This is a genomic window from Sphingobium sp. Ant17 (genome assembly GCF_000588875.1).
Lineage (GTDB): Bacteria > Pseudomonadota > Alphaproteobacteria > Sphingomonadales > Sphingomonadaceae > Sphingobium.
The window spans coordinates 1-12,713 of sequence record NZ_JEMV01000091.1; the positions used below are offsets into that span (position 1 = coordinate 1).

The 12,713-nt window shown below is 53.4% G+C and carries 12 protein-coding genes and 1 pseudogene; 11 read left to right on the plus strand and 2 right to left on the minus strand.

The window, feature by feature from the left end; translation table 11 throughout:
- The 8 genes from BF95_RS27985 to BF95_RS22810 form a co-directional block, all read left to right on the plus strand.
- Positions 1 to 478, plus strand: a 478-nt coding sequence (locus tag BF95_RS27985) for a hypothetical protein (RefSeq protein WP_043154758.1), incomplete at its 5' end; no start/stop codon positions are given.
- 38 nt (positions 479 to 516) lie between these two features.
- Entirely contained in the window at positions 517 to 3,348 is a 2,832-nt protein-coding gene (locus BF95_RS25845) for a hypothetical protein (RefSeq protein WP_152542896.1), read from the plus strand.
- Positions 3,345 to 6,866 (plus strand): hypothetical protein, encoded by a 3,522-nt coding sequence (locus BF95_RS25855; RefSeq protein ID WP_152542897.1) that lies wholly within the window; start codon positions 3,345 to 3,347, stop codon positions 6,864 to 6,866. The genes BF95_RS25845 and BF95_RS25855 overlap by 4 nt, the downstream gene beginning before the upstream one ends.
- A 283-nt stretch (positions 6,867 to 7,149) precedes the next feature.
- Positions 7,150 to 7,857, plus strand: a complete 708-nt coding sequence (locus tag BF95_RS27645) for a hypothetical protein (protein ID WP_152542898.1) — start codon at positions 7,150 to 7,152, stop codon at positions 7,855 to 7,857.
- Between the two features lie 65 nt (positions 7,858 to 7,922).
- On the plus strand, positions 7,923 to 8,228 hold the full coding sequence (locus tag BF95_RS22800; RefSeq protein ID WP_017182588.1) for a hypothetical protein: 306 nt from the start codon (positions 7,923 to 7,925) through the stop codon (positions 8,226 to 8,228).
- 79 nt (positions 8,229 to 8,307) lie between these two features.
- On the plus strand, positions 8,308 to 8,598 hold the full coding sequence (locus tag BF95_RS27650; RefSeq protein WP_152542899.1) for a hypothetical protein: 291 nt from the start codon (positions 8,308 to 8,310) through the stop codon (positions 8,596 to 8,598).
- Positions 8,585 to 8,758, plus strand: a complete 174-nt coding sequence (locus BF95_RS27990; RefSeq protein ID WP_017182586.1) for a hypothetical protein — start codon at positions 8,585 to 8,587, stop codon at positions 8,756 to 8,758. Before BF95_RS27650 ends, BF95_RS27990 begins: the two co-directional genes overlap by 14 nt.
- Complete coding sequence (locus BF95_RS22810; protein ID WP_017182585.1) at positions 8,758 to 9,252, plus strand: hypothetical protein; 495 nt, start codon at positions 8,758 to 8,760, stop codon at positions 9,250 to 9,252. The genes BF95_RS27990 and BF95_RS22810 overlap by 1 nt, the downstream gene beginning before the upstream one ends.
- Positions 9,253 to 9,340: 88 nt before the next feature.
- On the opposite strand, the gene BF95_RS22815 is transcribed toward BF95_RS22810, so the two are convergent.
- Positions 9,341 to 9,811: a hypothetical protein gene (locus BF95_RS22815; protein WP_017182584.1), complete on the minus strand. Its 471-nt coding sequence runs from the start codon at positions 9,809 to 9,811 to the stop codon at positions 9,341 to 9,343.
- 106 nt (positions 9,812 to 9,917) lie between these two features.
- On the opposite strand from BF95_RS22815, the gene BF95_RS22820 reads away from it, so the two are divergent.
- Both BF95_RS22820 and BF95_RS22825 read left to right on the plus strand, forming a co-directional pair.
- The gene (locus BF95_RS22820) at positions 9,918 to 10,319 is read left to right on the plus strand and encodes a hypothetical protein (protein ID WP_152542900.1); all 402 of its coding nucleotides are present in this window, start codon (positions 9,918 to 9,920) and stop codon (positions 10,317 to 10,319) included.
- Between the two features lie 523 nt (positions 10,320 to 10,842).
- Positions 10,843 to 11,187 carry a hypothetical protein gene (locus BF95_RS22825; RefSeq protein WP_152542901.1) on the plus strand — a complete coding sequence of 115 codons (345 nt, stop codon included), beginning with the start codon at positions 10,843 to 10,845 and terminating at the stop codon, positions 11,185 to 11,187.
- A 163-nt stretch (positions 11,188 to 11,350) separates the two neighbouring features.
- On the opposite strand, the gene BF95_RS31250 is transcribed toward BF95_RS22825, so the two are convergent.
- Positions 11,351 to 11,509: a restriction endonuclease gene (locus BF95_RS31250; protein WP_081764272.1), complete on the minus strand. Its 159-nt coding sequence runs from the start codon at positions 11,507 to 11,509 to the stop codon at positions 11,351 to 11,353.
- 975 nt (positions 11,510 to 12,484) lie between these two features.
- Here BF95_RS31250 and BF95_RS29850 point away from each other — a divergent pair.
- Positions 12,485 to 12,713 (plus strand): annotated as a pseudogene (locus BF95_RS29850) (DUF159 family protein); the annotation flags it as partial.

Consider the following 12,713-nt stretch of genomic DNA (forward strand, 5'->3'; position numbering starts at 1 on the left):
CCAAACTATTCCGGCTTATTCAGGTGTAGCGAAGGCAACCGGCGGCATGGTGGTATTTCGACTGAGCAGCGCAGTTACCCACACAGTTATCCACATTGAAATAACATCGACCGGCAACCCAGCGGGTTATGTTCAAGTGAGCAATCTGATCCTTGGCACCGCTGTTGAATGGGATGGCATCGACGTAGGCGCGGAAGTCTCATACGAAAATCAAGGCCAGAGCTATCTGAGGAAGTTCCTCACGAAGCCGACTTGGAAGATCAATCTGTCGGGTATGGATACCACTTCATATTATGAGGTGTGGGAGGACTTCTGCTTAGCTGCCAGTGATCGACGCGGCTTTCTATTCATTCCTATCTACGGCGACACTTTCCAGCAGAAGCGCAGCGCTTTCGTGTCGATGGTCGGGGCGCCTAAGATGACGTTCATCACTGGTGACATCTACACCTTGGAACTGACGGTCACGACTATCCAATAAAGGCGCATTTCCATCCTTACCAAAGTGGTAAGTAATGGATGGGAAAGAACTATCTGATCGAAGTCACTCCGGTTAAACCGGACGGCCAACTAGCAACCATTCGTATGTCGCGTCGTGGTGTCAGCAATGCTGGCGTCAATCTCGACAACAAGGAATGGCTACCGCTCTTAGAGACACTACCGACATTCAGTCTCAACCTGATGTCGAGCGGCCAACTTCAAATTCCAACGATCAGTTATGGCGACCTAGAGTTCATCTGCTCAGACGCTTATGGCAATGAGGAATGGTCGTCCTATGACTGGTCCAACGCCTTGGCCTCTTGCTGGTATGGCGAAGATGGCGATCCCTTCTCAGAATATACTCAGGTCTTTGCCGGTCGTGTCAGTGGCTTCAATCGTCAAGAAATCTACGCAAGTGTCGCACTTCTAGGTAGCGAAGCCGATCTTCAACGCCCTGCCTTATTCGATGAATATGAAGGCACTGGTGGCCTTGAAGGCGGTGCCGGGATCAAAGGCACACTCAAGCCGCGCGCCCATGGTTTCTGTAAGACAGTATCGCCGGTTCAGATCGACACTGTGTATCTGGTCTATCAGGTTCACGGCTATGGCCCGATCGCTGGTATCGCAAAGGTCTATGACTTCGCGCAGGAACTCGACACTGCGATTGCGAATGTCTCCACATATAATGAACTGATCGCGCTCGATCTACAGCCGGGTCAATGGGCGACCTGTAACGCTCATGGCCTGTTCCGACTTGGTGGATCGACCGACAAGAAGCTGACCTGTGATGTCATGGGTGCGCTCTACAATGGTGTCTACACGAACACCGTCAAGACGATCACCCAGCAGCTAATTCGTGAAGTCCAGCCCACGGCAGTCTTCGGCACCTTCGGGGCATTCGCCGATGCCGAATGGTGCTTCTACGCCAAGGAAGCGACTTCGGTTGCCGATATTGTCTATCGCGCCATTTATGAAGCTGGTGGCTATCTCATTCCCGATGGCGCTGGCCGTTGGCAAGTTGGTGACTTCTACGCGCCTGTAAATCGTGGCCAGCTTCGCAGCGATCGTTCCACCCTCCCCCTCGTCATGAGCCATGAGGAAAAGACCAGCACAGGCCCGGTCTGGAAAGTCAGCGTCGGTCATAGCCGCTGCTGGTCGGTCCATACCGAAAGCGAAATCAGCCCAACGATCTTCGACGCCAGCGGCTTGGCATCAACCGAGGATTTGGAAGATGCGCTTGACCAACTTGAGGTCGTCAAATCCGACATCACGCTCCAATTGTCGCGCCTTGATGCGATGGCCAGCGATGGCGTTCTGGATCGTGCGGAAAAGAAATACTGGGAACAGGAATACGCACGTCAGTTTGCTGACCGCAATAAGCTGGTCGTCGATGGCAGTCAGTTCGACGTTTCGGCGGAGATCACCGCATATCAGGGCGCAGCCACTTACCTGACCGATTACCTGAATAGCCTTGTCCCGGCTTGGAATGATGGATCGCAGGACACCCCGATTGATCGTGTCACCTTCAAGGCCGCGTGGGAAAGCCTCTATAGTGCCAAGCTAGTCCTCACCCAGAAGATGACCGGACAGGCATCTGAAAAGGCAATCTGGGACAAGATCATTGGTTCGGGCAAGCCCGACGATAATGCGACCGTGGGCGCTCCAAGTGGAACGCCGGTTGGTGATAAAACCGCCGATGAGGTCATTGATGCGATCACCGACGCGAATGGCGTCCTGATCCCCAGCGAGCAGTTGAAGGCCGACATCGCCGCCGCCGAGCAGATCGCAGCTGATCTACAGGCCACCTATGGCACGACCGTAAATGCGGCAGCATCAGCCAGCGCAGCAGCCCAACACGAAAACAATGCCCAGACAGCGGCAAATACTTCCGCACAGGCCAGGACCGACGCACAAGCGGCCCAATCCGCTGCCAACGTCGCGAAGGATCTTGCCGTCTCCGCTAAGGACGGAGCAGCGGGATTTGCCCAGAATAGCGATGCTGCTCGTGCGGCCTCTGTCGTGGCGAAAACTGCCAGCGAAACGGCCCGCGATCAAGCCCAGCAATATGCGTCCAATTCTAGCGGTTCGGCACAGGCCGCAGCCGGTAGCGCAAGCACAGCCAGCACGAAGGCCACAGAAGCAGGTCAGTCGGCAAGCGCAGCACAGGCCAGCGCGGTAACGGCGAAAGCGACCGTCGCGGCATTACTGCCAACCGACTTCTCCGACGGCTGGACCTATTGGGGTCGTGAATGGTCCACCGGCACTGGAACGCCAGACGCTGAATGGTCACTGGTCGATACGTCCTATGGCCGTGTTGCGCGCCTGACCAATCCCAACGGCTTGTTGCGCGACATCGCGAATGCCGGTCGCATCCCTGTCGTCGCCGGTCGCAAACTCCGCATCACGGTCAAATGGCGCGTCCTCGACACGATGGGCAGCGTCCCAGAAATCGAGATGTTCAGGATCGGTATTCCCGGTGCTGAAGGCCAGTTCAACAACGCGGTCGGTCACGGTCATATCCCGGTCGGTTCATCGGGTTGGGGCGATAACAACGGCTTCGCGACCGCGACCTATGACATAAACACCGACGACTTCGTGAATGTCGATCCGCGCTCCGCTTATATGCGCGTCCTGATCCGCATTTCGCGACCTGGCACCTATGAAGTTCTATCGGTGCGCGTCGATGATGTGACGAGCGAGCAGGCCGCAAAATCATCGGCAGAAGCAGCCGCGACCAGTCAGAGCGCAGCAGCGATCAGCGAAGCCTCGCGGGCCAGAGCGCATCGGCATCCCACCAATCGGCGACCAATGCCTCATCGAGTGCCACGAATGCGGAACAACAAAAAGAAGCGGCCTATCAGCAGGCATTGAGCGCACTTCAATTTAGAAGCGACGCAGAGACATTTCGTAATCAGGCGAGCCAATCGGCATCCAACGCCAGTGGATCGGCATCCACGGCAACGGAACAAGCCGGGTTAGCAGCGACCAGCGCAACTCAGGCATCAGGTTCAGCAGGTGCTGCCGCAGGCTCGGCATCAACCGCGTCGAGCAAATCGACCGAAGCAGGCCAACACGCCAATTCAGCAAGTGCCAGCGCAAATACTGCGACCACAAAAGCCGGTGAAGCAGCGGGGTCGGCCAGCGCAGCGGCGGGAAGCGCATCGGGTGCCGCGTCTAGTGCCAATAGCGCCGGTCAATCCGCCAGCGCAGCACAGAGCGCAGAAGTATCCGCAACGACAGCCGCGCAGGCTCTCATGCCTGCTACATTCCAGAGCCTCAAGAATTGGACATGGGATTTTGGCGGTGGGACAAGCGACCTGTCGGGCGACGTGCGCTTCAACGCATATGACCACGGCACACTGGGTCGAATTCTTGAAGTCCAAAACAACCCGACATTCTCTCCACATATTGCGGCAAAGGGCCGCATCCCACTAGTTCGCGATAAAGTCTATCGCATCACTGCCAAGTGGTTTCTGCTCGGTCAGCAGGCCAATGAAGTAAGCGTCAATGCCGCGATCTTCGCCATCGGCATTAAACCTGACGGAAGCCAGTGGAACAACATCAGCGTCGGCGTCTCGATTGCCAACGGGCAACAGGGTTGGGGGTTCAACAACTATGCGACCCACACTCTAGAAGTCCACACCAATATGCTGATCGAGAATGGCGCTCAGTGGGTGAGGCCGCTATTTCGTCTGGATAGTCAGGGCGTCTTCATCGTCCAGTCCGTTGAAATCCGCGACATCACCGGCGAGTATTTTGCGAATAGCTCTGCGAATGCGGCGGCGGGAAGCGCATCTACTGCCAGCATCAAAGCCGGTGAAGCCGGAAACTCAGCATCAGCAGCCAACGCAAGTCAGACCAATGCCGCGACGAACGACTATAACAGCTATCAGAACCGATTAGCGGCGGCAGGGCATGAAAATGCCGCGTGGGATCATCGCGTTGGCGCAGCAGGGCATGAAAGCAATGCCCAGACATATCGCAACGAAGCCAGCCAATCGGCATCTAACGCCAGTGGATCGGCATCGACCGCATCACAACAGGCAGGGCTTGCCAGCAATAGCGCGAACGCTGCCGGGCAATCGGCTGGTGCCGCTGCTGGTTCGGCATCAACCGCGTCCAGCAAGGCCAGCGAAGCAAGTCAGTCTGCCAGTGCGGCATCGAGCAGCCAAGTCAGCGCATCAAACGCGGCTGCTGGCTCACAAGAGAAATTCGCAAAGAGCTTCCCCAACTTCGTCGGCCCGATCGGCAAAGATGCCTATGTGTATGCGGGTGACAACGGGAACGGCTTTTCTTGGGAGCATGGTCCTGACGCTGGCTGGCCGCAGCCTTATATAACCGCGCAAGCGGGTGGTCAGGGCGGCACGTATAACCGCATTCATTTCAAAGAGAGCGTCCCCAAAACAGTAGGTCGGCGCTATCGTGTCACGGGTTGGTTCTACACCAATGCTACCAATTGTCAGATTGTCTCGCTCTGGCTGCTGACCACCGACAATAATATCTGGGACACGAACGCGGTTGGACGCGGTGGCGATACGACGCCTCCGGGTTGCGTCAATAACATCTCCATCAACAGCCCCGGCTTCAACAAGTTCGGCCTAGAGTTCACCGTAGGAAGCGACTGGAAGAGCCTCTGGAAGCCAGTCTTCGAATTCGAGACAACGGGTGGTGCGCCGAACCAGATTTGGCACATGACCGGCATCACCATCGAGGACATCACGTCCGAGAAGGCAGCAACCGATAGCGCATCAGCGGCATCGAGCAGCTACAGCAATGCCCTCTACGAAAGCGGCTTGGCTCTACAACGCGCAGAAGCAGCATCGGGCAGTGCCAATACAGCCAGCATCAAAGCCGGTGAAGCAGCGGGGTCGGCCAGCGCAGCATCAGGTTCAGCCGCTCAAGCATCGAGTAGCGCGAGCGCCGCATCAAGCAGTGCGACGCTATCGGCGACATATTCGACTGGTGGCGGCAACCTACTTCCTGAAACAACCTATGCGATCAATACCGTTGGATGGAACACCTACAGTCCACACGGCAATTATGCTCTAACGTGGCAGCGTGACCTTGCTGGCGACGAATGGCGTCCCACAAACGAACATAACATCGGCATCCAGCAGAGCGATGATAATGGTGGTCGTTGGGCGCAATGGCACTCGGATCAAGTCGCAGTCACGTCATCGACTTGGTATGAATTCAGTGGTTCAATCGCGGCACATCGTTGCGAAGCCTACCTGAGAGTTGACTGGTATGATGTCAACGGCACGGGCATTCGATCCGACTACGGCGACACTAATCCTGCTACCCATCCAGGTGGCCGCAACATCAACTCTTGGAAGAGGTGTTGGGGCAAAGTCCAGTCACCCTCGAATGCTGCTCGTGCCGCAATCATCTTCGTCAAGAACGGCACAATCGGCGGACTGGGCTACACAGACAGCTATGCTTGGTTCTGCCGTCCAATGCTGCGCCAGACCTTCGAGCAAGCCAACGGCCCAAGTCCATTCGGTCATGGTAGTAGCGCCCTAACGGCATCCGCACAGAGCGCGTCGATCTCAAACAACCAGACTGCGATTGCCACTGCCAACAGCAGCTTAGCAAACCTGACAACCATCGTTCAGTCCGGTAGCCCAAACCTACTCAAAAACGGCGGCTTTGCGCTGGGCATGAACTATTGGTCCGGCACACATGGAGGCTGGAACCCTCATACGTCTGGCGGATGGGGTCGTGTCACAGGCAATGGCACGAACTTCGAGGGCTACAATTATATCGAGAGTGAACGCGTCCCGATCTTCGGCGGCACCCATTACACATTCAGCGCCGATAGTGCGTTCTTCATCAACAGCGGCGGCACGGGTCACGTCTATCTGGAAATGATCTGGTATGACGGCGCGGGCAATTACATCACCCAGAATAGTGGCCCTACTCGCAACGCGACCCATGATTTCAGCAATGATGGCTCTAGCCGCAATGCGTTGAAGATGACCGTTCAATCACCCAGCAATGCCACGCATGTCATGACACGTCTGGTTGCTTACAAGTCCGGTGGCGTCGTCAACACGATAAACTGGCGACAGGTCAAGTTGGAACAGGGTCAGAATATGACTGTCTTTTCCAACGAAGCCAGCGTTACGACGATGAGCGAGACGGTCACTGCCGTCGATGGCAAAGCCAACACTGCTCTAGCCCGCGCATCTACCAGACTTGATGTGAATGGGTATGTGACCGGCTGGGAAATGGCAAACAATGGCCAGTCCGGCAACATGATCCTGAATGTCGATAATCTCGAAATCAGGAAACCCGGCAGTAGTGGCGCAAGAACCGAATTTAGTGGCAGCAATATGCGGGTCTATGACAGCAATGGCGTCCTCCGAGTTCGCTTGGGGGTGTGGTGATGCCATCGGGTATAGAAATCTACGACGAGAGCGGGAACCTCACCGTTGACCGTTTCACATCGCTTGGGCGCATCCTTGGTAGCGTGAATACCAACGGTAGCAGTGGGTTCATCAATCACGAAGGATTTGCGACAGGCCAACCTCTCTATTTTGTCTATGCTCAAGTCTCGAACAATCAGTGGGCATATGAGTGGCCCGACATATCGTTTTCGGGCCAAACGATGTCGTGGTCTTACCAGTCCAACATCACCGTAAATAACACAATTGTTTACGGAGTTTATTGATGAGAGCAGGGTTTGAAATTACCAACGAGATGGGAAGCGTTCAGATTGACGAGCGTTTCAAGAACTTCTGCCTTCTACAGAAATTCAACGGCAACACCAACACTGCGATGGATACATTCGGCGGATTGATCGGATCAAGCATCAGCTACTCTCATTCAAAAAGGGGTTCAATCTCGCCCATCTTCTGTGCCTACAGTTCGCAATATGTCGTGACCGCCACGAATGTAAACCAAGATAGCAATTACTGGTATTTCACCGTCTACTCGTCAGGTCCGGTTGGGACCGGCTTCACCATCCATATCTATGATGGCCACACCCCAACGCCTTCAAATGCGGGCCTACAACTTCTTAATGGCAGTGGCGAAATTACATTCGACGCAGCCAGGAAATATCTGAGGATTGAGCAGTTGGTCAATGCTTCGCCGGGCATGGGTTTCAACACCTACGACCGCGTTTCTGGTAGAGCCTATGCTGGAATAGCAACGCGACCAATCTGGTCATACGCGCTCGATCAAACGACAATCGGAACAACCAACTACCATCGTATCCGATATCAGATTGTCGGCGTTCGAGGTCATGATGATTTAGGAGGTTATGTGATGGGCGCATTCACGGTTTCTGTTGCCTATTCAACAATCCCAATCTCACCTTCCCTTCCACCCTATAAGGCTGGTCCAGTCCTTATTGCCGATGTGACCCACTACTGAGGGTTCAATCTCGGGATAATCAATGCGGTAAATAGGTGGATTAATCAAAAGAGAGGACTTCCCCTATGACCCAATACAGCAACCCCGATCTCACCCAGCGTGAGATTGTCCAAAATAGCATCACGGCCATTGAAGCCATGATGGAACAGGTCGATGTCACGGCAGCAGCCGCAGACGCACATCGCACTAATCCAGTGGACTTCATGACCAACCAAGTTATTGGCCAGCACGTTAGCATGTTGAACGGCACCAAGTTCCAGCTACAGAGCGAACTAACCCGCCTACAAAACATCATCGCAGTCTGGAACGGCGAAGAGCCAGCAGAAGCAAACACCTTCACTCCAGTGATGCCGACTACTCCACTGTCGTAAGGCTCACTCTTTCGAGCAAGATGTGTCCCTATGGGTAAATACTCGCAAGGGACACACACTTGCTTGAGAGGTTTTACCAGTGGCCAAGAACAAAACAAAGACACCAGATATCACAGAGTTTGCGCGTTTCAAAACACATGAAATGGCAGCACTTTACGGCCTAGATACGAAGGCCACTGGCAAGGTAGTATTCAAGCACAACGGTATTGTGACCGTTGATTTCGGCACTGCCAAGGCAGTCCGTGTGTCAGACAGCATCTTCGATTTCGCAGGAGCGGTTGACCCAGCAGCAACAGCAGCACCAGTCGAAGCCCCGGCCCTCGTTGAAGCTCTCAAAGATAAGTGGGAGGCCCGTGATGAAGCTGAATAAGAAACTCATCTGGGATCGCACAAAGCACTATGCGGGCGTCATATGGCGCGTCGATGCGGTAAAGAGCCTCGCTTTGACTTGGCTCATTCGCGTCGGCGTTCCTTCTGGTATCGCAGGCGTAGCCATCTTGATCGGTGATGCTCTGAACGGCGGTGTATAATGGCCACCGACAAACCTGTTCAACAAGTTCCAGAGGGAACCCCTGTGACTATCGCGACGATGGTTCAATCACCTGCTCCCATACCCAAAGACCCAACACTTAATCTCGCCACGGTAGGCATCTACATATCGATCATCGTGGGTGCGCTCGCGATCGCTGGATGGATTTTGAGATGGATAGGCGATCGTCGGAAAGAGGACCGCGAATGGATGACCGGCAAGTTGGAAACCATCGTGGATAAGCTCAATGACGATATCAAGGAGACGCGCACTGACGTTAAGGAAACGCAGCGCCGCCTACACGATGTTGAGCAGCAGCGTTCCACTGATCGAGAAAAGATCATTGTGTTGGAGAAGGACATTAGCCACTTCAAAGACAGCCAGACACGGATGGAGAAGCAGCTAGAGAAGATCGGGGAAGAGCAGAAAACCTACTTTGGCGAGATAGCGAAAAGCATCCGACAAATCCTAGAGGTTCGTCCCGCAGGCAAATGAGAAAAGCCCGGAGCAGCTTACACTGACCGGGCTTTCCCATGACGACCTGAGATTGAGCAGCCCCACGGAGCATCTTCGGTCGTTCGATCTACTTATCTAGAGGCGTTCGCCATCTGCGCCATTGGTCGGCGCGGTCTTTCATCCAAGACATACGCGGCTTATCCTTGGGGCCATAAAAGCTCAACAGCCCGCCCTCAACCGGCTCGTTCATGGTCGTCATCAGAACGGCACTTCTCTGATTGCCACGAGACAGGTTACGCCTGAGGGCGCTGGGCTTGAATACACCAAGCCCAATATCCCGACATAGCTCAACGATGATGTCGAACCTGAATTGAGGGATTTCCGCCTTTATCATTTTGCGGATCGCCTTCTCATAATCATCCTTGGGTTCAGCATCCGCGAGTTCGTCCATGAGACGCCACTCCCTTTTGCTGATGAGCAGTATGTCTCCCACATAGCCGAGAAGATACCGATCCTTGATAGTCTGAGCCGCTACACCGCTGCCGAGTTCCCAGTCCTCAAGTGTCTTGGGTGTTCCGTTGATTGTGATCCTTGTCATCACCTACTTATCTGAGATCAACTTGGATCGTTTGACCCCTTATCTGCCCTAAAAAATCAATATGTTTTTGTAAATAGTGGTGAAGGAAAAAACTAGGAGAACAAAAATGTCCCAACCTACGCATCACATCAGTCTTTTGGGGCAGGCCGCGCAAAAGCGCAAATGTCGTGAAACGCCAGCTACACAACATCTCTCTACAGCGAAGAACGAGAAGTCAACGGCGAGACGGTTATACAGCTATCTTTTGAAGGACGTTCTACTCGACCTGATCTGGCATATGAACAAGCATTCCATTGAGCAGTATATGTCATTCGCGGAATATGAGAAGAACCACCTGAAGGCCGAGATCAAGCAGATGACCGCGATCATGCTGGATTACCCCTACAGCGCAAAGCATCAGCTAGAAAAGCGCTTAGCCAGTATGCCTTACACCTACTTGCTCATCGACACACAGACCGAGTTTTGGTCCTGCTGCTCGCCCCGGTGTCATGGTCGTCTTTTCCACTAGATAGGCCTATTCTCGACACCGCGCTCTACACCAGAGTAGCATCCCTTCTATTCAGTGAAATTGGCATCGGTGAGCATCAAGAGGGCAAGGTCGCATCCAGCTACTTGTTTTGCCCCCATATGTTTGTAAAATCCCCTACGTSAATTTATTCGATCATTGTCGCTCGATGCTCGATCCATTCGATTACCGCGACAGCAATGTGGGGTGTCTGGGTTAACGCTCGTGACAAGGAGGTTGTAACCACTGAGAGGCAGCAGAGCAGTTCTTCGCCGCCAATGATGAAGAGCTATTCTTCTTTCCGGGTCAGTCATGATCAAGCCAGCCGACATCAAAGCCGATCCACTGCCAGCCCTAGATGCCGCAGCAATCATAAAAACAGGACTTAGATGTTCTTCGTAGCAAAGACGCCAAGTGTCCCTTGGCCCTCGCTATCGAGAAGGCATTGATCCTCTTGAGCGCCCCTTTTGGCCCCTCCACAAGATGTGAAGTGAAGCGGTAAATATGCGAATTGAAGGAGAACAAAATGGCAGACAATGCTATCGAGAAGTTGATTGACGAAACCCGCGCCGCCTACACAGCTTTAGAGGCTGTTGAAMSAGGAATTGGTCGCTGTGGAGGGCCAAATTGCGCGCAGCGAAACCCAAACGCCCGCCGTGACGCGAAGAAGCGTTGCGATATGCTCGACCTGACCATGAAGAAGCACATTCACGAGAAGATGCCCGTCATTCAGGCAAAGATGATCGCGCACGAGGAAATCGAGCAGATACAAGCCGCCGACAGGTCGTTTATCAAGGCTCAAATGGCTTCGATGGGCGCAGCGATTTTGTCGAATGCGAAATCCAACGGTGGTCTGAACCTATCCGTCTAAAGACATTGGACCCGGCAGCTTCGGCTGCCGGGTTATCAGCGATCCTTTTAATCGAAGTTCTGAATAGAATAGTAATATCTGATGATCTATATCGATCTATTTTTACCGTAATCAGATCTTCAATTTTCACTATAGTGAAGCAACGCAACTCTCGCTGATTTAGCTAATTGTCTAGCTGCCGGAGAAAAAATCCGCATCGGATACTACCCACGCCTTTTTGGGCATCATAGTGTATCATTCCGGCAACAACTTCTTGGACCGCCTTATTTCCTACAGTAGACGCAGACCGTTTACACTGAATTGCGACAAWTTTCTTCGTCAACTATCGCTAGAAGATCTACGCCCTGATCACCTGAAATTGCTGTTCTACGGGTTACTATTCCATGTCGATGGAATATGCTTTTCTACAAGCGCCTCAAATTCCTCTCCGCGCATATCTCGTTCATATGCCATTTCAGAGGAGGAAAGTGAGTATCTTTTTGAATTGTACCATGTTGATAACTGTCGCAACAGCATTATCGTAGCCGATTTCCTCGATAAGGTCTGACGGTACAACGGTTTTACAAAAAATACTCCGCTTCATTTTTTGAACCGAGCCGTATTCTCGTTTCCATAGTCATCTGTGAATGTCAGCATATCGTACTTTTTTAGCGAGCGCCTTTGATATGAAGAGATACGACTTTCATCGAGAGCATTTATATTGAGCTCGAACTAAATTCTCGATAATAGATAGTCTAATAGCTTCACTTGTTTGACGCTGATCGTTCCTGACACTCGGATTTTATGTTTTACGATTGTTGCCCCACCACCCCAAGCAAACAAATCATAAATTAGAGCAACAAATACAATACCTTCCACTTTTGGCCTCCAGCCCCCGTTCAGGCCATCCTATTCGACCATGGTTCGCGCGCAAAGCCCCTTGTCATGGTCCATTTCGCTCCGTCGGCGTATGACGCTTGCTGGCTTGACTTGACCTCCCCACCAAACCACCTTCCCCATATGTGTAATCGAGCAGAACGCGGTATCACCGATAAGGTGCTGAACCTGTTTGGCGCAAAAGTCGGTGCTCGGTTCAATGAAGGCCCATTACTGGTTCATCCCAAGGAACCGGGCAGCGTCATTCGGCTGATCGACGGTGAGCGCGTCTTGGATCAAATGACCTGGGGCTTTCCTGTCTCGCTCAAAAGCAAGAAAACCGGCCTTCCGCTCAAGCCCAAGCCCGTGAATAATGCCCGGTTCGACAAGCTGAACACATTTTTGGCGGCGATGGGCAGCAAGTCCAGCCAACCGATGCCTCATCCCTACTGCCCGATACGCAGAAGCCGTTGGGGAACGAGGCCGCATGACAGAGACATGGCTTGCCGTGACGGACCAGCCGATCTTCGCGTGGGCTGGATTATGGAACGACAGCCCGGAGTGGGGGAACGTCTATACCGGCGTGATGACCGAGAACGCGCCTGAGTTGATCGACATTCATGATCGGTCGCCGGTCATCATACGAGCATTGGGACACTTGGCTGACAGCG